We start from the raw sequence: 24,220 nt of genomic DNA on the forward strand, positions 1-24,220 counted from the left end.
CGGCCTTGATGTTTCCCTGAATGCTGAGGTCACCGAGGATGACCATCGCCGGTGCGGTCGACTGGTTCTTCATTGCGGACACGATGGCGACAACCAGAGCAACGCCGGCTTCGCACGGAACCCGGTTAGCGAGAAGATCGATGGCCTCGACGAGCACGGTCGGCAGCCCCTCGGACAGCGAAGGCAGCACGAGCAGATCCGCTCGAGCCATGTACTTGAACGGGTTGACCTGAGCGCCCGCGAAATGGACGCGGTCGCTAAGTCCCAGATGAACTGCGAGCGCGCGCAGGAACACGCCGTACTCACCGTCGCCCACGATCACGAGACGCGCGGTGCGCCCGGCGCCCAGGCGAGCGAATGCACGAAGCAGGTAGTCCAGGCCCTTGGCGCGGTTGAGCCGTCCCACGTACAGCACGCTTTGCACGCCGTCCTCGAACACGCCGGGCTCTATCTGCTCGACCGCCATCGCTGACGCGGCGGCGAGGTCGACGGCGTTGCGCATCAGCTCTATGCGGTCGCGAGGCACCGCGAACGCCGCGACGAGATCATCGGCGATCGGGTGCGAGACGGCGACGAGCGTATCGGCATCGCGCAGGTAGCGGGCGGCTACAGGCCGCAACACCGAACCCACGCCCTGCTCGGGAAACGCCACAGAGGCAGGCGCGTCGATGCGGCCGACGAAACGCGTGTCGGCCGGGAACAGCGAAGCGCCGGCCGCCACGATCACAGTCGTCCACTCGGGAGACGTGAAGACCACGTCGGGATGCACCGCACGGACCGCGGCAGCGATACGGCGCGCCTCCTCGGCGACCCAGCCGAGGTCCGCTTGGTCGCCTGGCTGCCCAGCGTCACCGAGATCGAGTACGAGACGCGGGAGCCGCGCGGCGTCCCCGTCAAGCCTGTGCGTCACAACGTCGGGCGGTATCGGGTACTCGGACTCCTCGTCCGACGTGATGAGCAGATGCGGCTCGAATCGCTTGCGGTCCAGCTTCTCGAGCAGAAGCTGCACGAACGCCTGGGCACCGCCTCGGCGCATGGCCGAGGTCACGAGCAAGACGCGCGTAGTGCGCCCGGCGGCCATCAGGCGCCTTCCGTCTCGGGCGTGGGCACCAGCGTGCTGATGATCTCTGCCATCTGACGACTCGCGGCCTGCGCAGAGATTGCGCCCACTCGCTGACGCCCGGCATCACCCAGTGTCGCCGCGCGCTCGCGCGCCCAGACGTAGGTGAGGACGTCTTCCGCGATGTCATCGGCGTCGGGCACCGTCGCCAGCCACCAGATGACGCCCGCCGACAGCACCTCGCTCACGTGCTCCGAGGCACGCGTGCAGAGCACCGGCACGCCGGCGAGCAGCGCGGCGACGGGTGCGTCCGGAAGCGAGTCGATCACGCTCGCGCGCCAATGGACGAGCACCGCCGCGGTCTGTGCGAGCGATCCCGCATCGGAGGGCACATCCGCGAGCTCAAGGTCCACGCCCTCACCTGGCGCGCTGTCGGGATACCGCCCAATCGCGACGAACCGCAGCGACGGCTCCTTCTCTCGTGCGATGGACAGCGCGGCGAACAGCGGCGCGCACTCGTCCCACGAATCGACATCGAGATCGAGCACGACCGTGAACGGCGGCACAGCCTCATCGGCCGCGGCCCCTCCCCCGAGCCGAGCGAGCACCGCCTCGGCGTCGATCGGCGGCTCGATGACCGCGACCTTCTCGATAGCGCGCTGCCCGTAGTCGGCCATGTCTGCGGCGTCGTCGACTGCTGACACAACGAGCGCATCCGTGTCGGGCAGATACTCACGCATGAAGTCGCTGACGGGCTCATCGGCCCACCAGCCTGCGATCTGCGAGATGCGGCCGTGATGCTCGACGATGAGCGGAACGTCGCCGATGAGATGGCGTTTCGCGATGAGTGCCGGCAGTGCGGCGTCGTAGCCCTGCGCGATAACGACATCGGCGCCGGTTTCGCGCACGGTCAGGGCGAGGTTCTCGGCCAGGCCGATGGCCCAGCCCAGATACTGGGCACTGGCGTCGGGAACAGCGACCGCAAGATCGTCAGTGGTGAGTGTGGCTGGGACACCCACGGCTTCCAGCGCCACCACCGCAACCGGTGCGGTTCCGGCGCGCGCCGCCGCGCACGAAGCCACGGCCAGCACCACGTCGACGCCGGCATCGGGCAGCGAACCGGACAACGCATCGGTCATCGCGGCAACGGCGGGGACGTCTCGCGTGAGCGCGAGCACGACGGCGCGAGTGCGCGTGCTCTCGGGGATCCGCGAGCCCGACTGATCGACCACCGCGGGCATCCGGACGCGTGGCGGTAGAATCGCTCGCTTCACCCGAGAGAGGACGCCGATGACGCGACTGAACAGCGACGGATGCGTCGGCGTCGCAACACCGGATGCGACCGGTTGCGGAGCCACGGCTGTTGCCTCGGAGCCGGAAACGGTGGCAGTCACCGGGTCGCCGGGTGCGTGCGCATCGCCGAGTGCCGGCGTGTCGGCGCTATCGGGAGTCTCGGCGACCTCAGGTTGCTCGCGTCTCGGCGGCGTCTGGGCGACTGCCGCGAGCACCTCGTCGTAGCGCGCGATCGTGGCGTCGGGATCGAACTCGGACACACGCACGAGCCCGCGCTGAGCGAGCGCGTCTCGGCGCGGGCGGTCGCGCACGAGGTCGCCGATCGCCTCGGTAAGCGCGTCGGCATCGGCCACGGGCACGAGCACCCCGCACTCGCCGTCGGCAAGCAGTTCACGAGTAGCGCCGCCTTCGATGTCAGTCGCGACGATCGGGCATCCGCACGCCATCGATTCGAGCAGCACGTTGGGCATACCCTCGGATCGGGACGGAAGCACGAACAGCGTCGCGCGTGACATGTGGCGATAGGGATTCGCGTCGGTGCCAACGAACGTGACCGATGCTCTAATCCCGAGGTTGACGGCGAGTGCATCCAAGTAGTTGCGGCGACTTCCGTCGCCCACGATCACCAGCTGCACGGGGATCGTCTCGCGCAGCGTCGCGAACGCCCGCAGCAGCGACTCGAGACCCTTGACGCGCTCGAGCCTGCCGACGAATAGGAGAACCGGCTCGCCACTGTCGTAGGGCTGCGACATCGAGGGAGCCATCAGCTCGACGGCTGCGGTGCGAATGCGGGATACGTCGACCGGGTTGTGGAGCAGCACGACGCGCGTAGGGTCGGCACCCATGAGTCGCACCATGTCGTCCGCGATGACCTGCGATACACCGACGATGCGATCCAGCTCGTCCACGTTGTCGGCGAGCAGCCGCGTGTAGAGCGAAGCATCGCCGTCCTGTGGAAACGCGCGCCCGACCGCGGCACCGATGCGACCCACGACACGCGTGTGTGCCGGGAACCACGGCGTCGCAGCCGCAGCGATCGCGGCGGCATGCTCCGGTGCGCACACGAGCACATCGGGGGATTCACGGACCACAAGCGCGACGAGCTGTCGGACACGCTCCTCGACCCAATCGCCAAAGTCGGCGGTGATGCCGGCATCGAGACTCACAGCAGCTGCGGGCTGGGGCGACTCCCTAGAGAGCCAGAAGTGGGGTACATCAGCCGGGAGCTCGGGTTCATCGGTATCGAGGATCGATGCGAGCGAAAGGCGATACCGATCGCGGTCGAGATGCTCGAGCAGCGTCGAGATGAATGTGCGCGACCCGCCCGCGGTCATCGCGTAGGTCAGAACCATGACGTGAATGCGCTCACCGCTCGTGTCGCTGCTCACGCCCACCAGGCTTCCCTACACGACCATCGTGGCTGCGGCGTAGGCGTCGGCGACTTCTTCGATCGGCCCGATCATCTTCACCTGGCCGTGATCGAGCCACATGGCGCGCTGACACGTGGTTCGCATCAGGTCGGCGTTATGGCTTACGAGAATGACCGTCGTGCCCTCGGCGCAGAACCCGAGCATTCGAGCCCGGCTCTTCTGCTGAAACGCCGCATCGCCCACACCGAGAATCTCGTCGACGATGAGAATCTCGGGCTTCACGTCGGTCGCAATCGAAAACCCGAGCCGCGTGACCATGCCGGTCGAGTACGTCCGAAGCGGCGAATCGATGAACTCGCCGATATCGGCGAAGGACACGATGCGATCGAACTTCTCGTCCATCTCGGTGCGCGAGTAGCCCAGAAGCGAGCCGTACAGGTAGATGTTCTCCCGACCGGTGAGCTCCATGTGAAATCCGGCGCCCATCTCCAGAAGCGGTGCGACATGGCCACACACACGCACTCTGCCGGCGGTCGGCCGGAGCACCCGGGCGATGACTTTGAGCATCGTAGACTTGCCGGCACCGTTACTGCCCATGATGCCAAACACCTCACCGGACCGGAGCTCGAAGCTCACGTTCTTGAGCGCCCAGAACTCCTCGATGACGAGCTGGCGCTTGGCGCGACGAATCGCGTATTCCTTGAGCGAGGTGATCCGCTCCTTGGTCACCTTGTAGACGATCGACACGTTCTCGACGCTCAAGACGACATCGCCTGCGCAGGCTTCGGTCGCGACGATGGGCTCAGATTCGGTAGGCAAGCTCATCAGCCTTTCTGGTGAACATGAACCAGCCGACCAGCAACGTGGACAGCGACACGAACGTCGCTGCACCGATATGCGCAAGCGATGGCCAGTTGCCGTAGTAGAGCGGATCGCGGAACAGCAAGATCAGGTGGTAGATCGGGTTGAGGTTGAAGAACCACCAGCGATACGACTCCGGAATGATGGAGTAGGGATAGAAGATCGCCGAGAGGTACATCCACGCCATAAGTGCTATTCCCCATGCGTCGATCACATCGGGGAAGTAGACGACCACCGACGAGAGCATCAGCCCGACGCCCAGGGAGAACAGCGACAGCAATACGATCGCGACCGGTACGAAGAGGATCTCCGGTCCTGGCATGACGCGCAGCGCCGCCATGATTAGCGCGAACGGGATGAACGAAAGCAGGAAGTTCACCAGCGCACCGCCTAGCGCCACCAGAGCGAACGACGTTCTCGGCAGGTAGACGCGGTGGATCAGCGTGCCCGACCACAACAGCGTACGCGGCGCGGCCTCGGTTACCTGTGCGAAGAAGTTCCAGCAGATCAGACCGGTGAACACGAACAACGGGAACTTGGGCTGCTGCATCTGAAACAAGTTGTAGAAGACAAGCGTCATGATGAGCATCATTCCGAGCGGATTGAGCATCGTCCACAGCACGCCGAGGTACGAACGCTTGTAGCGAGTCGTGATGTCGCGACGCACGAACTCCTTGATCATGTGGCGGTACTTCCACGACTCCGTTATCTCCTCGATGAACGCCGGAGCGCGCTTACTGGAGTCGTACACGGCGTTCTGGCTCACTGCACACCACCGTCATCGAGCGCAGCCACCACGCGCTGCACACCCTCATGCAACGACACGTGCGGCTCGTATCCGAGCAGTTCGCGCGCGAGCGAGACATCCGCGTACGAGTCCTTGATATCGCCGATACGCTCCGGCTCGAAGTCGCACTGGACCGGCGTGCCCAGCACCTCGCCGATCACATGCACGAGCTCGTTGAGCGAGGTCGAGGCGCCGCACGCGACGTTCATCGCATGCCCGGATGCCTTCTCGGCCGTAGTGGCGGCCAGTGTGCCATTGACGACGTTGGCGACGAAGGTGAAGTCACGAGTCTGGGAGCCGTCGCCGAAGATCACGGGCCGCTCACCTTTGCGCGCAAGGTCGATGAACTTGGGGATGACCGCGCTGTACTGCGAGTGCGGATTCTGGCGCGGGCCGAAGACGTTGAAGTAGCGCAGCGCCGACGTCTCCAGGCCGTAGACCTCGGAGAACGCGCGGCAGTAGCGCTCGGCGGCGAGCTTGGTGACGCCGTACGGCGAGATCGGGAGCAGCACCATGTCCTCGCGCTTGGGCAGGGCCACGTTCGCGCCGTAGACCGATGACGACGAGGCGATAACAACGCGCCTTGCCCCCGTGTCACGCGCAGCGAGCAGAACGTTCAGGGTGCCGGTCGTATTGACCTCGTGGGTTGTGAGCGGGTCTTGAATCGAGCGCGGCACCGACGGCAATGCCGCAAGATGCACGACGTAGTCAACGCCTCTCGCGGCGTTATGCACCCGCTCGTAGCTGCGGATATCGCCCTCGAACAGCTCAACATCGTCGGCGATGTGAGCGAGGTTCTCTCGGCGACCTGTGGCGAAGTTGTCGATGACGCGTACGCGGTCGCCCCGGCTCAACAACTCGTCGACAACATGCGAGCCGATGAACCCAGCCCCACCCGTGACGAGATAGAGGTCGCTCACATGCACTCCTTGTATTGCAGCTGCGCCGTTGTCCGGCGGTGTCTATGCGGCGTTGGCAGCTCATGACCAGACATGAACTCGCCCGCACATTGTACGGGAAGCGAGCCGTGTTTAGTCGCGAAGTCCTCGGTAGACCGCCTCGTACGCCGCGACGCTGCTATCAAGCGAGAACTCAGCCATGATGCGCGCGGTCGCGCTCTCTCCCATCGCCGCGCGCCTCGCCGGGTCCGCGCAGGCAGCCTCGATCGCACCGGCCAGCGCCTGCGGCACGTGCGGCGCGACCAACCAGCCCGTCTGGCCGACCGCGCCGGCGGGCACGACCGCCTCGGGGATGCCGCCGACCTCGGTCGCGACGACCGGCAGCCCGGCTGCCATCGCCTCGAGCAAGGCGTTTGGCAGGCCCTCGTGGTGCGAGGGGTGCGCGAACACGTCGGCGGCGTGCAGCAGCTGTGCGACGTCGTCGCACTGGCCCAACAACTCGACGTGCTCCGCGATGCCGCGCTGCGACGCCAGCGATGTGAGCGCGGCGGCGTTGCCCTGTTCGTCTCGGCCGGCGATCAGAAGCCGCCAGCTCGGCGGCAGGTTGCTCGCAACGAGTGCGCACGCCTCGATGAGATCGGCGTGGCCCTTGTAGATGTGCAGGTTGCCGACGGCGACGATGACGAACGCATCGGGCGCGATCGCGAGCGCCGTGCGGGCCTCTTCGCGATCGCCCGTGCCGCGCGCCAGCGGTGCGGCCTCGATGCCGTTGTGGATGAGCCGCAGCTTGTCCGGAGCCACGCCTTCCTCTGCGAGTTCGGTGAGGATGGGGTGCGAGTTGCCGATGGCGATATCGACTCGGGGGTGAGCGAAGCTGCGCTCGGCGCGCGCGATCATCCTGTGACTCGACTCGTAGAAGTTCAGCGAGAGCCGACTCATGACCGTCTTCGCGCTGCGACGGCCGAGCAGGCACGCCGCCATGCCGTACACGTAGGCGTGCGGCAAGAAGAAGTGTGCGATGTCGATCTGCTCGTCGGCGAAGACCCGCGCGACCCACCGCGTGACCGCGACGTAGCGCCACGCTCGGGCGGGCACACCATCCGAGACCCGCTCGCTGTCGAGCCGGGCGACCACGCGGATGCCGTGGCGCTCCAGCTCCGGCCCCAGTGCTCCAGCCGTCCCGAAGCTCACCACCACGACGTCGAACTCATTGCGATTCAGTCGCGGGAAGTTGCGGGCAATGTCGAGCTCGGCCCCACCCACCTCGAGCGCGCCAACCAGCACCGCGACCTTGGTTCGCTCGCCCACTACGGCAGCCCAGGAGCCGAGAGCGCCTCACGAGCAGCACCCTTGTCGGTCTCCCCTGCCAGCACGCGTTGCACGTGCGTGTGCGTGCGGTCGAGCGCGGCTGCCTCCTCGGCGGTTCGCTGTGCTGCGGCCCTGAGTTGCTCGTCGCCGAGCCGCTCGCCTATCCGCGCCTGCAGACCCGCAAGCCACGCAAGAGCCGCGTAGTCGTTGGGTGCGACGACGAGCGTCCGCGCGAAGTCCTCTGCAGCGAGGTCGTAAGCCGTGCGGACTGATTCGTCGTCGAAGCCGTCGGCGCCGGCCATGAGCACCGCGTTTTCGGCACTCGCCTGCGCCGCCGCGCGCGAGTACTTCACCGAGAGCGGATTGAGCGCCGCAGCCTCGAGCGCCAGATCGTGCGACGCGCCGAAGTCGCCGGTGTAGTAGACCTCGCGGGCAGCAAGGAAGGTCGAGTCAGCAGCGATCAGCCGGTACGAGCCGTAGGCACCGGCGACGAGTAGCGCGCCGAACACGGCTACCGCAGCCGCGCCGGCCCAGGTCTGCACTGAGACGCGACGTGCGCGAGGTGCGGAGATGGCACCCAGCAGCAGCCAGAACGGGACCGTTGAGGCGAGCATCGCAACGTTGAAGACAGCTTGGATGCTGAAACCGAGCGCACCCGCCCACACCGCACACTGCATGATATCGAGTGCGGCGGTTGCATCGTCTGTCCGCCAAGGTCGTGCCCGCCATAGACCGAACGCCAGCGCCGACAGCAACAGCAGCGCCCCGATCACGCCGGTCGTCGTCGCGTACTGCAGCACCCAGTTGTGTGCGTTGGAGTTGGTCGCGGTCTCGCCGAACACCTCCATGTAGCGGTCGGGTCGCTCGAGACGAAACGCGGCGAGGAAGCTATCGGGGCCCCATCCCAGAATCGGCTTGGCTCCGGCGGCGTTGGCGCTGGTCTGCATGAGCAGAATGCGACCCGAGCTGGTCTCAGTGAGGCTCGAGCCCCACAAGCGCAGGCCGCGAGAGGTCGCGAATGTGGTCACCGCAACGATGAGCACCACACCAGCGACCACCACAAGGCCGGCGATCAGCGCGGGGTTCATGCGACGCCGTGCGGGCGTGCTCGACGACGTGGCGTCCTCGGCCACCGCGTCGCTCGCGCGCTGCCGCGCAGCAAGCCACAGCGCGAGGCCCACCGCTAGCTCGATGACGGCCGCGAGCCACGCGCCCTGCGAGTACGTCGCGTACAGCGCCGCGAGCGCGAGCACGGCGCACACCCACCACGCGATACGGACCACGAGGTTCTCGGCGGTCAGCGCGAGGCCGATGGCGATCGGCAGCGCAAGAACAAGCAGCGCTGCAAGGAAGTTGGGGTTACTCAGACTCGCGAACGCCGATCCCAGATAGAGACTCGATCCGCTCACAAGGTAGTTCGTGGGGTCCAACTTAAGTGTCTGCAACAGCCCGTGGACGCTGAGCAGCGCCGAGCCGAGCACAAGCGCCCCACCGATCCGCCGCACGAACCGCTTCGAGCGCCCAAGCTGCAGCCCCAAGCCAAACAGCAGCGCGTACAGCACCACGGTCACAGCGCCTTCGAGCCGCTCGGACTGTCCGAGCCACACGATCGGCGAGCCAGCCAGCGCAGCCGAGACGAGCGCCCACACACTCAACCCGCCGAGCAGCGCCCACGTGACGTCAACGCCGAGCGGATTGCCTCGCCACACGAGCCACGAGACGAGTACCCAGGCGAGCGCCACGCCGACGAGCGCGACCGCGAACCGCGGTAGCGCGACGTCGTCGTAGGTGAACTGCTGGGCACTGATGCCAAGCCCGGTGAGGTTGGTCCACACGACCGCGACGAGGAAGACCATCCCGGCTGCGACCCAGGCGGCTGCGTTGGCGATACGGGTCATGCGGCGCTACAGCTCCTCTTCGACCGTCTTCTTCTCGGCGACGAGCAGCCTGTTCAGCGCATTGGTGTACGCCTTGGCTGCAGCCACAAGGATATCCGAGTGCGCTCCTCGGCCGGTGAAGACGTTGCCATCGCCCGCCGTGACGCGGATCGTGACCTCGCCCAAAGCGTCGATGCCGCGCGTGACGGCCTGCACCCGGAACTCGGTCAGCTCGTTGTCCACGTCCACGATGCGGTTGATCGCCTTGTAGACGGCGTCGACCGGACCGGTGCCGTGGCTCGAGTCGATGAGGTGCTCGCCCTCGGCGGTGATGAGCTCGACGGTCGCCGTGGGGATACCGGGCTCGCCGCTCGTGAAGTGCACCTGCTCGAGGTGATAGGTCTCGTGCAGGGTGCGCTCCGTCTCGCCCACAAGTGCCTCGAGGTCCTCGTCGAAGACCTCCTTCTTCTTGTCGGCCAAATCGAGGAACGCGGTGTGCACGCGCTCGAACTCGTCCTCGGGCAGCGAGAAGCCGAGCTCCTCGAGGCGGTGCTTGAGCGCGTGGCGCCCGCTGCGCGCGGTGAGCACGATCGACGAGCCGCCGGCACCCACATCGGCCGGGTCGATGATCTCGTAGGTCGAGCGCTCCTTGAGCACGCCATCCTGGTGGATGCCGCTGCTGTGTGCGAACGCGTTGGCGCCGACGATGGCCTTGTTGGGCTGCACGACGATGCCGGTGATGCTGCTCACGAGGCGCGAGGCGCGGATGATCTCGCGGGTGTTGATCTCGGTGCGCACGCCGAGGATGTCGCCGCGCTGGCGGATGGCCATCACGACCTCCTCCATCGACGTGTTGCCCGCGCGCTCACCGAGACCGTTGACGGTGCACTCGACCTGGCGTGCGCCCGCCTTCACGCCCGCCAGCGCGTTGGCCGTGGCCATGCCCAGGTCGTTGTGGCAGTGCACGGCGATCGTGGCGTTCTCGATGCCGCTCACGTGGTTCGCGAGGCCGGCGATGAGCGCGCCGAACTCCTCGGGATACGTGTAGCCGGTGGTATCGGGGATGTTGACGACGGTTGCGCCGGCGGCGATGGCCGCCTCGACCATGCGGTAGAGGAAGGCCGGCTCTGCTCGGCCGGCATCCTCGGCGTAGAACTCGACGTCCTCGACGAAGGTGCGGGCGAGCTTGACCGCGGCCACCGCGCGCTCGATGGCCTCGTCGCCCGAGATGCGCAGCTTGTCGCGCAGGTGGCTTTCGGAGACGCCGATGCCGGTGTGGATGCGCGGGCGTGCGGCGGTCTTGAGCGCGGCGGCTGCCGTCTCGATGTCCTTGGGGATGGCGCGCGACAGCCCGCAGACCACCGCAGCGTCACCGACCTCAGCGCCGATGCGAGCCACGCTCTCGAAGTCGCCGGGGCTCGAGATCGGGAAACCCGCCTCGATGACGTCGACGTTGAGGCGCACGAGCTGGCGCGCGATCTCGAGCTTCTCGTCGGTGTTCATGGATGCGCCCGGCGACTGCTCGCCGTCACGCAGCGTCGTGTCGAATATGTAGACCTGATCGCTCATGGTTGTTCACTCCGTCAAGTAGCCCTGCCTACCACAATGACTGTGCCCCGTTACGTGCAGACAATCATCGTCTTCAATCATCTGCGTGCGGTCACGGCTCACGTGCGCACGCTGGCGCTATGGGAGCCGCGGGACGCCCAGCGCCTGCTGAATGGCCTCAATTGACGTGTCCCCCGACGCAAGCGCCCGAACGTTGTCGTGATGCCGATCCAGCGCCTGCGCGCGACCTGCCGTTTCTGCTGACTGCTTCAATAGCTCCGAATCCTTCAGGTAACCCCCGGCATATGCCTGCATAGCGGCGTACCATGCGCGGGCATGGTAGTCGGCCGGGTGCATCTCCAGAGTCTTGGTGAAGTCCGCATCAGCTATCTCGTACAGGGCCCGGACCGTCTCGGGCGGCGCCTCACCAGCAATAGCCCTGAACACTCTGTCGGCGCTGACCTGGGCAAGTGTGCCCGCGTACTTCACGGACGTGGGGTTGCTGGTCCGCGCTCTCAGCGCGAGCGTCCGGGCGTCGCGATCGGTTTCACCGAGAAAGGCAGCGGTCGCCGCCCCGTGAGCCACATCCGCGGACACTACCGACCCTGCGGCCAGAATGGCGGCTCCGGTGGCGACCGCGAAGACGGCCGCGCCGAGCCACCGCCACGTCGCGCCCAGACGAACCTCCGGCGCGGATGGTGCCCCAAGCACTCCCAGCAAGACCCAGAAGGGCACAGTAGCTCCTAGAACGGCTACGTTGAAGAGCATGTCCACGACGAAGCCGAGACATCCAATCCAGATACCTGCCATCAGCAAACCCGACGCATTAGTGCTAGCGCTCGACATGTATCGTCGTGATCGCACGAGCCCAAGCACGATGGCCGTCACGAGAAGCAGCGCCCCGACAAAACCAACAGTAGCCGCGTACTGGAGTGGCCAAGAATGAGCGTTACTCGATGTTGCCCCTACCCCGAACTCGTCAACGTACGCTTCCGTTCTGTGCAACCTGAACGCAGGTAGGAACGCATCGGGTCCGTAACCGAACACCGGCCTAGTGGCAGCTGCATCCAGGGCGATTCGAGCCGTCAAGACGCGCTCGCCAGCGCTATTGCGAAGCGCGAGTGCATCCTGAACGCGGCTGACAACGTTCGTTTCCGCCGATCCCCACACGGAGACGATGACGAGTATCACAAGTACGGCTGACGCAACTGCGAGAACGGGACCCGACGAGGAGACCGCCGAATCGAGACCCTTGTCCCGCGCGCGACTTCGGAAGTAATACACGGAGATCAGAATCACCTCGAGCGCCGCTGCCAGCCATGCGGCGCGAGTAAACGTGAGGAAGAGCGCGCCGCCGACCAGCATGGTGGCGCCCCCCCACGCCCAGCGGCGAGCGGTTGCCTGACTTCCTATGGTCAGCATGATTGAGATGGGCAGTGCCAGCACGAGTAGCCCAGCCAGGTAGTTTGGGTTGCCCATAGTCGCGAAAGCGCGCCGCATGGAGAAGCCGTAGCCCTCCCATGTGTAGTTTGCAGGATCGATTCCCATCCACTGCGCGACGCCGTACAACGCCAGCACCGCTGCAGAGACGACAACCGCCGTCGCAAGCACCCGCGCCGCCCTCACGTGACGCACCACCTGCAGCCCGATGCCATACAAGAGACAGTAGATGACAACGCTGACCGCGCCCTCGAGCCGCTCGGACTGTCCGAGCACAGCGAGCAAACGGTGTGGAGACAACGCGGTCGACAGCATGGCCCAGCAGGCCAAGGCCGCCAGAGCCGCCCAGACCAAGTCGAATCGCAGCGACGGGCCGTCTTGCATACCGATCGCAAACCACGCGAGCCACGCGGCACACACCAGCACAGCCGCGATGGCCAACCGAGGGAGCGCAATCGGATCGGAGAGCATCGATGTCCCGCCTACACCGATGGCGCTCAGGTTACCGCTCACAAGAATCACAAGGACGACCATGCCGGCAACTATCAACAATGGGATTCTAGCCATTCGCTCGCTCATGTGGCCCCTAACGGGCATCGGCTACAGCTCCACGTACCAGGCGTCGTCGACATCGAGATCGGTTGCGATGTGTGCGAGCGTCTCAGGCGACAGCGGCGAGTCGAGGTTCAGACCCATCAGCGCGGTACCGCCGGCCTCGAGGCGACCGACGTCCATCGTCGCGATGTTGACCTCGGCCTCTCCAACGATCGTACCGACCTTGCCGATGACACCCGGACGGTCCTTGTACTGGAAGAACGCCATGTTCTTGCTGGGCGCCATGTCGAGCTCGTAGCCGAGCATGGAGACGATGCGGGGCTGATCGCGCTTGCCGAGCAGGGCCGCGCCGATGTCGATGGGGCCGTGCGGCGTGACGGCGCGCAGGACGAGCATCGACACGAAGTCGTGCGTCTCGGCGCGCTTGGTCTCGGTGATCTTGATGCCGCGCTGCTCGGCGAGGTACTCGGCGTTGACGAAGTTGACGCCCTCGTCGCTCGCGCGGGTGAGCAGGCCCTTGACCGCGGCCGTGCGCACGATGCGCGTGTCGTCGTCGGCGAGCTGGCCGATCGTGAGGATGTCGAGCTCCTCGACGCCACCGCGCGCGATCTGCGCGAGCATCGTTCCGAGGTCCTGCGCGAGGTCGATGTAGGGTCCGACCTTCTCCATGACCTCCTGCGGCACGGGCGCGACATTGACGGCGGTCGGGACCATGCGGCCCTCGAGGCCGAGCACCACGTACTCGGCGATCTGCTCGCCGGCACGGTCCTGCGCCTCAGCGGTCGACGCACCCAGATGCGGGGTGAGCACGACGTTGTCGAACTCGATGAGCGGACTGTCGGTGCACGGCTCGACCTCGAACACGTCGATGCCGGCGCCGGCGACCTTGCCTGCGCGCACCGCGTCGGCGAGCGCCTCGACCTGGTAGATGCCGCCGCGCGCGGTGTTGACCAGGCGCACGCCGTCCTTCATCTTCGCGAACTGCTCGGCGCCGAACATGCCGATCGTCTCTTTGGTCTTGGGCAGGTGCACCGTGATGAAGTCGGCGACCGGCAGCATCTCGTCGATCGTCTCGTAGAGGGTGACGCCCATCTTGGCGGCGCGCTCCTCGGAGGTGTACGGATCGAAACCGATGAGCTTCATGCCGAAGCCGCGTGCGCGCTCGGCGACGAGCGAGCCGATACGACCCAGGCCGATGACGGCGAGCGTCTTCTCGTAGAGCTCGGTGCCGGTGAACTTCGAGCGCTCCCACTTGCCGGCATGCATCGAGGCGTTGGCCTGCGGCGTCTTGCGCGCGATGGCGAGCATGAGCGCGAGCGTCTGCTCGGCGGCTGACACGATGTTGGACGTCGGCGCGTTACACACGATGACGCCACGCGAGGTGGCCGCGTCGACGTCGACGTTATCCACGCCGACCCCGGCGCGACCGATGATCTTGAGATTCACGCCGGCCTCGATGACCTCACGAGTTGCCTGCGTTGCCGAACGCACGACGAGCGCGTCGTACGCCGGAATCGCGGCCACGAGCTCCTCGGGCGTCAGATCGGTCTTCACGTCGACATCGAACTTCGACTTCAGGAGCTCGATGCCACTAGCGGCGATCTGCTCGGCGACAAGTACCTTCATGCGTGGTCCCCTACCCTTCCATGAATACTGACTCGGCCGCGACGACGCCGGCGCCGCGGGTGAACTCGTAGCCAAGCTCAGCGAGCGTCATCTCGAGCGCCGTGAGCGTGGTGATGATGTCGAACTGACCGAAGTAGCCCAGGTGGCCGATCCGGATGATCTTGCCGACGTAGTCGTCCTGGCCGCCGGCGATGGTGACGCCGTACTTGTTCTTGAGGATGCTGACGACCTTCTTGCCGTCGATGCCGTCGGGCACCCACGCCGGCGTCACGGCGCTGCCGCGACCCTCGGGCGGAGCGAAGAGCCTCAGGCCGAGCGCCTCACAGCCGCGGCGCGTGGCCTCGGCGAGCTGGGAGTGCCGGGCGATCGTGTTCTCGATGCCCTCCTCGCGGATCATCTTGAGCGACTCGTTGAGGCCGAGCACGAGCGTGACGGCCGGAGTGAACGGCGTCGTGTCCTTGGCGACGTTCTTCTGATAGCTCATCCAGTCGAAGTAGAACTTGGGAAGCGTGGAGCGCTCGTAGGCCTTCCACGCCTTCTTGGAGACGGTACAGGCAGCCAGACCCGGCGGAAGCATGAGCCCCTTCTGCGAGCCGGTCATGACGACGTCCAGGCCCCACTCGTCGGTCTTGCACTCGACGGCACCGATGCCGGTGATCGAGTCGACGATGAGCACGACATCTTCCATCGGTCCCACGATCTCGCCGATCGCCTTGACGTCGTTGAGCACACCGCTGGAGGTCTCGGACTGCGTCACGATGACGCCGCGCGCCTCGGGGTGCGCCTCAAGCGCCGCCGCGATGTCGGCCGGACGAACGACCTCGGTCCAGCCGTACGCGAGATCGACGACGGTCAGACCGTAGGTCTCGGCGATCTTCTTCTGGCGGTCACCGAACTTGCCGTTGCGGCACACGATGACCGTGTCTCCCGCCGAGAAGCAGTTCACGATCGCGGCTTCCATGACGCCCGTGCCGGAGCACGCGAACAGGAGCACGTCACCTTCGGTCTGGAAGACGTACTTCAGGCCGTTGATGGACTCGGCGAACGCCGCCGAGAAGTCTGGCGTGCGGTGGTGGATGATCGGTGCGGCCATGGTGAGCATGACCTCGGCGGGTACGGGGGTCGGACCCGGCGTCATCAGGTACTTCTTCTGCATGTACGCGCTCCTATCGGTTCCAGGCATCTGATCTCGGTCCATGGTGCGGGTTGAAGCATCGTGCGAGCGCAGCGAGTCGGGCACGACCCGAAGCGAACATCCCGCAGCGGGGGCGGACGCCGTAGGCGTCAGGGCCCCGCGAGGACGTGAGCGCAGGGTTGCGCCCGCCTCGCGTCCCTACGCGTCCTTCTTAATCCACGAGAACATGCTCCGAAGCTCCGAGCCGACTTCCTCGACGTACGCGTCGGCATGGATGCGGCGCATCGACTTGAACCACGGCTGGCCGGCCTTGTTCTCCAGGATCCAGTCGCGAGCGAAGCCACCGTTCTGGATGTTCCACAGCGCCTCGGCCATCGCGTCCTTGGTGTCGTCGGTGATGATCTTGGGGCCGGTGTAGTAGTCGCCGTACTCGGCGGTGTTGGAGATGGAGTCGCGCATCTTGGCCATGCCGCCCTCGAACATGAGGTCGACGATGAGCTTGACCTCGTGCAGGCACTCGAAGTACGCGATCTCGGGCTGGTAACCCGCCTCGACAAGCGTGTCGAAACCCGCCTGGATGAGATGGGTCAGACCGCCGCAGAGCACGACCTGCTCGCCGAAGAGATCGGTCTCGGTCTCCTCGGAGAAGGTGGTCACGATGATGCCGGCACGAGCCCCGCCGATGCCCCATGCGTACGACTTCGCGAGGTCCCACGCGCCGCCGGTCGCGTCCTGATGGACGGCGATGACGTTGGGTACGCCGGAGCCCTCGGTGTAGACGCGGCGGACCATGTGGCCCGGGCCCTTGGGGGCGATCATGATGACATCGACGCCCTCGGGAGCCTCGATCGCATCGAAGCGGATGTTGAAGCCGTGCGCGAAGGCAAGTGCCTTGCCCGGCGTCATCGACTCGTGGATCTCGCTGTAGTAGATGTGCGCCTGCAGCTCGTCGGGCGCGAGGATCATGATGAGGTCGGCCTCAGCGGCGGCCTCGCGGACGGTCGCGACCTTCAGACCGGCCTCCTTGGCCTTGTCCCAGTTCTTCGAGCCGGCGCGCAGACCGACGCGAACGTCGACGCCTGAGTCGTGCAGGTTGAGCGCGTGCGCGTGACCCTGGCTGCCGTAGCCGATAACGGCCACCTTCTTGCCCTTGATGATTGCCGGGTCGCAGTCCTTCTCGTAGAAGATCGTTGCCATGTGCGGTGTGCCTCCCAATGTCGGTCGTGCGTGATCGGATGTGTATGCAGGTAGGTGTATGTCAGCGCGCTTCTGAGTCCCGCGATCCGCGGGCCAGCGCGATCTTGCCGGTTCGTGCGAGTTCCTTGATGCCGTACGCGCGGAAGAGGTCCTCCATCGCCTGGAGCTTATCGGTGGAGCCCGTCGCCTCGATGGTCAGCGAGTTGCGGCCGACGTCGATGATCTTGGCGCGGAACACGTTGGCGATCTCGATGATCTCGTGACGCCGCTCCGGTGTGGCGTTGACCTTGAACAGCACCAGCTCGCGGTCGATTGACTCAGCCGGATCGAGGTCCTGGATCTTGATGACGTTGATGAGCTTATGGAGCTGCTTGGTGATCTGCTCGATGGGCGTGTCCTCGGCGCTGACCACGATCGTGATGCGCGAGAGCGTGGGGTCCTCGGTGGGGCCCACAGCGAGCGAGTCGATGTTGAAGCCGCGACGGGCGAACAACGAGGTGACGCGCGTGAGCACGCCGGACTTGTTCTCGACCAGGACTGAGAGTGTGTGCTTCATGGTTACTCCCACACCTCCTCAAGCAGGTCGTCATCGAGCATGTCAGATACCGGCGCTCCTGGAACACCGCCGAGCATCTCGTCGATCGAGCCGCCCGGGGCGACCATCGGGAACACGCACTCCTCGCGCTCGACGTGCACGTCGATCATGACCGGGCCATCCTCGGCGAGCGCCTTCTTCAGCGTCTTCTCGAGATCGGCGGGGTCGGTGATCCGGTAGCCCTTCCAGCCATACGCATCGGCGAGCTTCACGAAGTCGGGGCACATCTGATCGAGCACCGACGAGGCGTAGCGGCGATCGTAGAACAGCTCCTGCCACTGGCGCACCATGCCCAGGTAGCCGTTGTTGAGGATGACGACCTTGACCGGGATGTCGTTGATCTTGCAGGTCGCCATCTCCTGGCTGTTCATCTGGATCGAGCCGTCACCGGCGATGTCGATGACGAGATGGTCGGGTCGACCGACTGCGGCGCCCATCGCGGCCGGCAGACCAAAGCCCATCGTGCCCAGACCTCCCGATGAGACCCAGGTGCGCGGCTCGGTGAGGTGGGTGTACTGGCACGCCCACATCTGGTTCTGTCCGACCTCGGTGCAGATGACCCGCTTCTGCTTCATGGTGAGCTTGTCGATGACCTGCACGACCGTCTCGGGAGCGATGTGGCCCTCGACCGTGTGGTAGTGCAGCGGGAACTGCTTGCGCCAGTCGTCGATCGCGCGCACCCACGCCTCGGTCTTGGGGTCGGCCGCCGACTTGCGCAGCTCGCCCACGAGGCCGGCGAGGATGGGCTTGGCATCGCCCACGATGGGCACGTCGACGGCCTTGTTCTTGCCGATCTCGGCGGGGTCGACGTCGATGTGGATGATCTTGGCCTTGCTCGCGAAACTCGAGAGCTTGCCGGTCACGCGGTCGTCGAAGCGCACACCCACCGCGATGAGCAGGTCGGTCTCGGTGATCGTGTAGTTGGTGTACTTCGCGCCGTGCATGCCGGGCATGCCGATCCAAAGGTGGTGGTCCTCCGGGAAGGCGCCCTTGCCCATAAGCGTCGTGACGACGGGTATCTGCATGAGCTCGGCGAGTTCCTTGAGCTCCTTGGTGCCCTCGCCGGCGAGCACGCCGCCACCGGCGTACAGAAGCGGCCTGCGCGCCTTGGCGATGAGGCCGGCGGCCTGCTTGATCTGGCGGCTGTGGCCCTTGGTGGTGGGCTTGTAGCCAGGCAGGTGCACCGTCTCGGGATACTCGAAGTCCAGCTCGCCTCGGCTGACGTCGATGGGAAGGTCGATGAGCACCGGGCCGGGACGGCCGGTCGAGGCGATGTGGAACGCCTCCTTGATGACCGCCGGCAGGTCGGCCGGATCCTTGACCAGGTAGTTGTGCTTGGTGATCGGCAGCGTGATGCCGGTGATGTCGGACTCCTGGAACGCGTCGGTTCCGAGCACCGCCTGCGAGACCTGCGCGGTGAAGACCACCATGGGGATCGAGTCCATGTAGGCGTTCGCGAGTCCCGTGATGGTGTTGGTCGCGCCCGGACCGCTCGTCACGAGCGCCGGAGCGATGCGCCCGGTGGCACGCGCGTAGCCATCGGATGCGTGAACGACGCCCTGTTCGTGGCGCGGCAGGATCGTCCGTATCTGCTTGCTGTCGTACAGGGCGTCGAAGATCGGCAGCGCGACACCTCCCGGATAGCCGAAGAGCGTGTCCACGCCTTCGGCCTCGAGACATCGCACGAGAGCTTCGGCGCCGGTGATGCGTTCACTCATGACAGCACCGCCCCCTTATCAGCACTCGAAACCAACTTTGCGTAGCGCGCGAGCACGCCGGTCGTCACCCGAGGCTCAGGAGCCTGCCACGCGGCCTTGCGCGCAACGAGCTCCTCCTCGGCGACGTGGAGCGTGAGCGTCGCGGAATCGATGTCGACGGTGATCGAGTCACCCTCGGCGACCAGCGCGATCGGGCCGCCGGCCGCGGCTTCCGGCGAAACGTGACCCACGGCCGGGCCCTTCGTCGCGCCCGAGAAGCGGCCGTCGGTGATGAGCGCGCAGCTCGTCGCGAGCGCGGGCATCCCGGCGATCGCCGAGGTGGGCGTGAGCATCTCGCGCATACCGGGGCCGCCCTTGGGGCCCTCGTAGCGGATGACGATGATGTCGCCGGGCTTCACATCCCCGCCGAGAATCGCCGCAACCGCGCTCTCCTCGGTCTCGAAGACGCGGGCCGGACCGGTCGTCACGCGCATCTCCTTGGGCACCGCCGACTGCTTGACGACCGCGCCGTCGGGCGCAAGGTTGCCGCGCAGTACGCGCAGGCCGCCCTCGGGGTAGTAGGCGTTGTCGAGCGTGTGCACGACGGTCCCATCGGCTTCACGCGCCGCGTCGGTGATCTGCCCCATCGTCTGGCCATTGACCGTCATCGCATCGCGCTCGATCAGCCCGCGCTTGTCGAGCTCACGCATGATCGTTGGGATGCCGCCAACCACGTGAAGGTCTTCCATGTGCAGGTTGCTCGCCGGGCTGATGCGCACGAGATTCGGCGTCTTGGCCGAGACGGCCGCCCAGTCATCGAGCGTCACGTCGGCATTCGCCTCGTGCGCGATCGCCGTGAGGTGCAGCACGGTGTTGCTTGAGCCGCCGAACGCCATGTCGAGCGTCATCGCGTTCTTGACGGCGTCGGCGGTCATGATCTGCCGAGCCGTCACTCCTGCCGCATGCAGCTCCATGACGCGCATGCCGGCCTTCTTCGCCAGGCGAATGCGCTCCGAGTAGACGGCGGGGATGGTGCCGTTGCCCGGCAGGCCGATGCCGATCGCCTCCACCAGGCAGTTCATCGAGTTGGCGGTGAACAGTCCGGCGCAGCTGCCGCACGTGGGGCAGGCATGCTCTTCGAGGTCGAGCAGGTCCTCGGCCGACATCTGACCGCTCGTGACCTTGCCCACCGCAGTGAACACGGTGTCGAGGTCGACGGCTTCGCCCTTGGGGCCCCTGCCGGCGAGCATCGGTCCACCCGAGATGACGACGGTGGGAAGATCGAGCCGCGCGGCAGCCATGAGCATGCCCGGGATGACCTTGTCGCAGTTGGGGATGAGCACGACCGCGTCAAACGCGTGCGCCGAGACGGCAAGCTCGACGCTGTCGGCGATGACCTCGCGACTCGGCAGGCTCGCGCGCATGCCGGCGTGGTTCATCGCGATGCCGTCGCACACGCCGATGGTCGAGATCTCGAACGGCGTGCCGCCGCCCATGATGACGCCGGTCTTCACCGCGTCGCCGATCTTGTCGAGCATCAGGTGACCGGGAATGATGTCGTTTCGCGAGTTGATGACTGCGACAAGAGGCCGATTGATCTCCTCATCGGTCAATCCGTCGGCCTTGAGCAGGCTTCGGTGAGGTGCCTTGGAGAGGCCACCCTTCATGCGGTCGCTGTTCAGCGTCATGCCTTGCCCTTCCCATTGCGGGTAGGCGGCGCGCTTCCGGCCGCACGGGTGCGTGAACGCCCGCCATACGCACAGGGCGCTGACGACACGTCGAGAACTGAAGCGAGGGGGTCACAAGACGACGAAACCGCGGATAAGCGCAGCACAACGCCCCGTGCCGGGACGAAAGCCACTGCTTCCGCGGTACCACCCCGCTTGGCGTCCGGGTCTCTCGGCTGGATCGCGCGGCATGCGACGAAACAGCGAAGCGGACGCCCACTCGTACGGCAGGTAACGGATGCCACCGACCCGGCCTACTTGTTCCGAACCCTGCGAAGGTCGTTCGCGTAACGGGCCCGGACCGTTCTACCGGATGGCTCAGGGGCGAGATTCGAAGCGTCCTGCACCGGGCTTCCACCGTGACCCGGTTCTCTGATAGCGAGGATTGGCCTCTACTGTCCCCGTCAACGCCTGATTGCGCTGTTCGGTTGGGTTCGGATACTAACGCAAGGCCCGCAACGCGGCAACCTCGGGAAACACCATTGAAACGCCATCGGAGCAGCTCGGCCCGCGAGCGGGCGATAGCGTGACGGGAGCGGCGAACTAGCTGGCAGCGGCCTCGTCGACGATGGCGAGGATAGCCGTCTCGACCTCATCGGCGATCACATCGATGCCGGCTTCAGGATAGAACGAGCCGATGAGCGACGGGCGCATGGTGGTGACGAACACGGCGCCGTTCTCGTTGTAGACGAGCACCGGACACGGGAACATCAGGCCGATCTTGACGTCGCGCTCGAGCACAGCCGCGGCGTGCTTGGCGTTGCACATCTCGATGATCGTGGTCGCCTCACGCACGAAGCCCTTATCGGAGAGTGTCTTGGAGAGGCGATTGACGAACGGCACCGAGAACCCGTTGGCCTGCGCTGCGTCCACGACGGCCTGAACGGCTTCCTCGTGCGACTTGCTCGTGGGAACGGTGTAGTCGAGCTGCATGTGTGCCTCCGTTGTCAGAGTGTGGCCGAGCCGACGAGCGTCGTGCGTCTGGAGCCCTTGAGGTCGCACCGCATGAGCGACGTCGTCTGCCCTTGGAACGCGTTGCCATCGATGAACAGCACGTACGCGCTGTCGCGGGTCCAACTCACTGCATACCCATCGCGCCGCCCGCTCAGCGCGACCGACTTACCGCCTGCGGTCGGCACGAGCCACAACCGCGAGTAGCCGTCATCGCCGTCGGCAGCGAACAGCAGCTTGCTGCCGTCGGGTGACACGATCATCTCGCCGAACGTGACCGAGGCACTCCCGACGACCGAGGCCCCCACGATGCGCGACTTACCCGTACCCTCGACCGCATACGACCATATCTCGGGAACGCCCGAGGTGGTGACGATGGATGCGTAGATGCGGCTGTTGCTCGCAGCCAGTGCGATCGGGTCGCCCTGGCCGATCGGAATCGACTTCCAGGTGCCACCGGATACCTGCACGGAGAGTGCGCGCTTGGTCGAGTCCTCGTTGGGCAGCACCACGATCGTGCGTCCATCGGGCGATATCGCGACCCCCGCGCCAGCCCGCACACGAGTGGCAGAGAACGTTCTGCGATCGACGCGCCACACGCTGGGCACGCCGTCAGAGTCGGTGCGAAGAACGTAGGCCGCCGAGGAGTCCGGCGCCCAGACCGGCGGTGCTGCTTCTGCCGAGAGGCCCGGCGTAAGCGCTGACGTGGCGAGCAGGTGCTCACCTACGTTGGCGATCAGCAGCTTGCCCGACTCGACGGCTGCGACGGTGACGCCATCGGGCGAGACGGCGTAGTTGGTGCCGACGACGTGCATCGGGCGCTTGTTCTTGCCCGCAGCGTCAGAGACGTACAGCGTCGTCCCGATGTGGAACGCGATCCGATGCGCGGCGGCGAGCGGCGCCCCTGGCGCCGTGCCGGTCGTCACGGCCGATGAGCCGCCGGGGACGACACCGCCCGTCCCCACCATGGCACCGCCTGGCACGGGGGCGGCCGTGGCGACCGTCGCGCTCGCATCGGCCGTCGCGGTGGTCTCGGCGGGCAGCGAACCCGGTGGCGCCGGCCGAGTGAGCGCCCACGCCGCTGCGCCCACCATCGACAGCGCGAGGACCGCAGCGCCGGCGATCGCGGCGATGTGCAGCATCCTCTCGCGGTCGCGGGGTGCTCGGGTTGCGGTCACGGCCTGCCCTCCCGGTCCGAACCTAGAGGGCCTCGATGAGCGCGTCGGCATACGCCTGCGTGCCCACACAGCCATTGGTTGAGCCGGTGACCGACCGCTTGATGTCGTAGGTGACCTTCTCGCCCTTGCCGATGACCGTGCGCACGGCGTTCAGGACGCGATCGGCGGCCTCGACTTCACCGAGGTGCTTGAGCATGAGCATCGCCGAGAGGATCTCGGCGGTGGGGTTGGCCATGTCCTTGCCGGTGTACTTGGGCGCCGAGCCGTGCACCGGCTCGAAGACGGCGCAGTCGGTACCGATATTTGCACCCATCGCGATACCCAGACCGCCGATGAGTCCGGCCGAGAGGTCGGAGATGATGTCGCCGTAGAGGTTGGGGAGCACGAGCACGTCCCACCACTCGGGATGCAGCACGAGCTGCATGCAGGTGGCATCCACGATGTAGTCTTCGAACTCGATACCGGAGTCCTTGTACTCCTCGGCGACCTGACGGGCGACCTTCAGGAACAGGCCGTCGCTCATCTTGAGGATGTTGGCCTTGTGGACCGCCGTGACCTTCTTGCGGCCGTTGGCGATGGCGTAATCGAAGGCGTAGCGCACGATGCGCTCGGTGCCCATGATCGAGATCGGCTTGAGCGAGAGGCCGGAGTCGGGGCGAATGATGCCGGCACCACGATCGGCGGCGAACTTGATGAGGTCGGCTGCATCCTGGGTGCCCTGCTCGAACTCGATGCCGGCGTAAAGGTCCTCGGTGTTCTCACGCACGATGACGATGTCGATGTCGTCGTAGCGCGCACCCGAGCCCGCGATCGAGAACGCCGGGCGCAGACAGGCGTACAGGTCGAGCTCCTTGCGGATCGCGACGTTCACGCTGCGGAAACCTCCGCCGACGGGCGTGGTGATCGGGCCCTTGATGGCGACCTTGTTCTTGCGGATGGAGTCGAGCGTGGACTCAGGCAGCGGAGTGCCGTACTTCTCGATCTGGTCGCTACCCGCCTCGGCGATCTCCCAGGCGATATCGACGCCGGTGGCCTCAACGACACGCGTCATGGCGGTGGTCAGTTCGGGGCCGATGCCGTCCCCGGGGATGAGCGTGACGATGTGCTTGGTCATTC

At 66.0% G+C, this 24,220-nt stretch carries 18 protein-coding genes; all 18 read right to left on the reverse strand.

What is annotated here, in order from left to right; genetic code table 11:
* Positions 1-1,081: glycosyltransferase (locus HGB10_05750; GenBank protein NTU71303.1), on the reverse strand; the 1,081-nt coding region annotated here is incomplete at its 3' end.
* Complete coding sequence (locus HGB10_05755) at positions 1,081-3,741, reverse strand: glycosyltransferase (protein ID NTU71304.1); 2,661 nt, start codon at positions 3,739-3,741, stop codon at positions 1,081-1,083. The genes HGB10_05750 and HGB10_05755, both read right to left, overlap by 1 nt.
* A 15-nt stretch (positions 3,742-3,756) precedes the next feature.
* Positions 3,757-4,548 (reverse strand): ABC transporter ATP-binding protein, encoded by a 792-nt coding sequence (locus HGB10_05760; protein ID NTU71305.1) that lies wholly within the window; start codon positions 4,546-4,548, stop codon positions 3,757-3,759.
* The gene (locus HGB10_05765; GenBank protein NTU71306.1) at positions 4,526-5,350 is read right to left on the reverse strand and encodes an ABC transporter permease; all 825 of its coding nucleotides are present in this window, start codon (positions 5,348-5,350) and stop codon (positions 4,526-4,528) included. The genes HGB10_05760 and HGB10_05765 overlap by 23 nt, the downstream gene beginning before the upstream one ends.
* The gene (locus tag HGB10_05770) at positions 5,347-6,291 is read right to left on the reverse strand and encodes an SDR family oxidoreductase (GenBank protein NTU71307.1); all 945 of its coding nucleotides are present in this window, start codon (positions 6,289-6,291) and stop codon (positions 5,347-5,349) included. Before HGB10_05770 ends, HGB10_05765 begins: the two co-directional genes overlap by 4 nt.
* 111 nt (positions 6,292-6,402) lie before the next feature.
* Positions 6,403-7,578: a glycosyltransferase gene (locus tag HGB10_05775; GenBank protein NTU71308.1), complete on the reverse strand. Its 1,176-nt coding sequence runs from the start codon at positions 7,576-7,578 to the stop codon at positions 6,403-6,405.
* Positions 7,578-9,476 (reverse strand): O-antigen ligase family protein, encoded by a 1,899-nt coding sequence (locus tag HGB10_05780; protein NTU71309.1) that lies wholly within the window; start codon positions 9,474-9,476, stop codon positions 7,578-7,580. Before HGB10_05780 ends, HGB10_05775 begins: the two co-directional genes overlap by 1 nt.
* Positions 9,477-9,482: 6 nt before the next feature.
* Positions 9,483-11,024 carry a 2-isopropylmalate synthase gene (locus tag HGB10_05785; protein NTU71310.1) on the reverse strand — a complete coding sequence of 514 codons (1,542 nt, stop codon included), beginning with the start codon at positions 11,022-11,024 and terminating at the stop codon, positions 9,483-9,485.
* Between the two features lie 117 nt (positions 11,025-11,141).
* Positions 11,142-13,010, reverse strand: a complete 1,869-nt coding sequence (locus tag HGB10_05790; protein ID NTU71311.1) for an O-antigen ligase family protein — start codon at positions 13,008-13,010, stop codon at positions 11,142-11,144.
* 33 nt (positions 13,011-13,043) lie between these two features.
* Entirely contained in the window at positions 13,044-14,624 is a 1,581-nt protein-coding gene (locus HGB10_05795) for a phosphoglycerate dehydrogenase (protein NTU71312.1), read from the reverse strand.
* A 10-nt stretch (positions 14,625-14,634) separates the two neighbouring features.
* Positions 14,635-15,780: an alanine--glyoxylate aminotransferase family protein gene (locus HGB10_05800; GenBank protein ID NTU71313.1), complete on the reverse strand. Its 1,146-nt coding sequence runs from the start codon at positions 15,778-15,780 to the stop codon at positions 14,635-14,637.
* 177 nt (positions 15,781-15,957) lie between these two features.
* The gene (gene ilvC, locus HGB10_05805) at positions 15,958-16,956 is read right to left on the reverse strand and encodes a ketol-acid reductoisomerase (protein NTU71314.1); all 999 of its coding nucleotides are present in this window, start codon (positions 16,954-16,956) and stop codon (positions 15,958-15,960) included.
* A 61-nt stretch (positions 16,957-17,017) separates the two neighbouring features.
* Positions 17,018-17,512 carry an acetolactate synthase small subunit gene (gene ilvN / locus HGB10_05810; protein NTU71315.1) on the reverse strand — a complete coding sequence of 165 codons (495 nt, stop codon included), beginning with the start codon at positions 17,510-17,512 and terminating at the stop codon, positions 17,018-17,020.
* A gap of 2 nt (positions 17,513-17,514) precedes the next feature.
* Complete coding sequence (gene ilvB, locus HGB10_05815; GenBank protein ID NTU71316.1) at positions 17,515-19,269, reverse strand: biosynthetic-type acetolactate synthase large subunit; 1,755 nt, start codon at positions 19,267-19,269, stop codon at positions 17,515-17,517.
* Positions 19,266-20,936, reverse strand: a complete 1,671-nt coding sequence (ilvD, locus tag HGB10_05820) for a dihydroxy-acid dehydratase (protein NTU71317.1) — start codon at positions 20,934-20,936, stop codon at positions 19,266-19,268. Before ilvD ends, ilvB begins: the two co-directional genes overlap by 4 nt.
* A 582-nt stretch (positions 20,937-21,518) precedes the next feature.
* Positions 21,519-21,908 carry a DUF302 domain-containing protein gene (locus HGB10_05825; GenBank protein ID NTU71318.1) on the reverse strand — a complete coding sequence of 130 codons (390 nt, stop codon included), beginning with the start codon at positions 21,906-21,908 and terminating at the stop codon, positions 21,519-21,521.
* A gap of 14 nt (positions 21,909-21,922) precedes the next feature.
* Positions 21,923-23,104, reverse strand: coding sequence for a hypothetical protein (locus tag HGB10_05830; protein NTU71319.1), 1,182 nt, complete (start codon positions 23,102-23,104; stop codon positions 21,923-21,925).
* A gap of 22 nt (positions 23,105-23,126) precedes the next feature.
* Positions 23,127-24,218 (reverse strand): isocitrate/isopropylmalate dehydrogenase family protein, encoded by a 1,092-nt coding sequence (locus HGB10_05835; GenBank protein ID NTU71320.1) that lies wholly within the window; start codon positions 24,216-24,218, stop codon positions 23,127-23,129.
* Between the last annotated feature and the right edge of the window lie 2 nt (positions 24,219-24,220).

This window comes from Coriobacteriia bacterium, assembly GCA_013334745.1.
Taxonomy (GTDB): Bacteria; Actinomycetota; Coriobacteriia; order Anaerosomatales; family JAAXUF01; genus JAAXWY01.

What these genes read in the sequence shown, in the direction of transcription:
- HGB10_05760 (NTU71305.1), bottom strand. Translation starts at nt 4,548, where the DNA reads ATGAGCTTGCCTACCGAATCTGAGCCCATCGTCGCGACCGAAGCCTGC.
- HGB10_05780 (NTU71309.1), bottom strand. Translation starts at nt 9,476, where the DNA reads ATGACCCGTATCGCCAACGCAGCCGCCTGGGTCGCAGCCGGGATGGTC.
- HGB10_05785 (NTU71310.1), bottom strand. Translation starts at nt 11,024, where the DNA reads ATGAGCGATCAGGTCTACATATTCGACACGACGCTGCGTGACGGCGAG.
- HGB10_05790 (NTU71311.1), bottom strand. Translation starts at nt 13,010, where the DNA reads ATGGCTAGAATCCCATTGTTGATAGTTGCCGGCATGGTCGTCCTTGTG.
- HGB10_05795 (NTU71312.1), bottom strand. Translation starts at nt 14,624, where the DNA reads ATGAAGGTACTTGTCGCCGAGCAGATCGCCGCTAGTGGCATCGAGCTC.
- HGB10_05800 (NTU71313.1), bottom strand. Translation starts at nt 15,780, where the DNA reads ATGCAGAAGAAGTACCTGATGACGCCGGGTCCGACCCCCGTACCCGCC.
- ilvC (NTU71314.1), bottom strand. Translation starts at nt 16,956, where the DNA reads ATGGCAACGATCTTCTACGAGAAGGACTGCGACCCGGCAATCATCAAG.
- ilvN (NTU71315.1), bottom strand. Translation starts at nt 17,512, where the DNA reads ATGAAGCACACACTCTCAGTCCTGGTCGAGAACAAGTCCGGCGTGCTC.
- ilvB (NTU71316.1), bottom strand. Translation starts at nt 19,269, where the DNA reads ATGAGTGAACGCATCACCGGCGCCGAAGCTCTCGTGCGATGTCTCGAG.
- ilvD (NTU71317.1), bottom strand. Translation starts at nt 20,936, where the DNA reads ATGACGCTGAACAGCGACCGCATGAAGGGTGGCCTCTCCAAGGCACCT.
- HGB10_05825 (NTU71318.1), bottom strand. Translation starts at nt 21,908, where the DNA reads ATGCAGCTCGACTACACCGTTCCCACGAGCAAGTCGCACGAGGAAGCC.
- HGB10_05835 (NTU71320.1), bottom strand. Translation starts at nt 24,218, where the DNA reads ATGACCAAGCACATCGTCACGCTCATCCCCGGGGACGGCATCGGCCCC.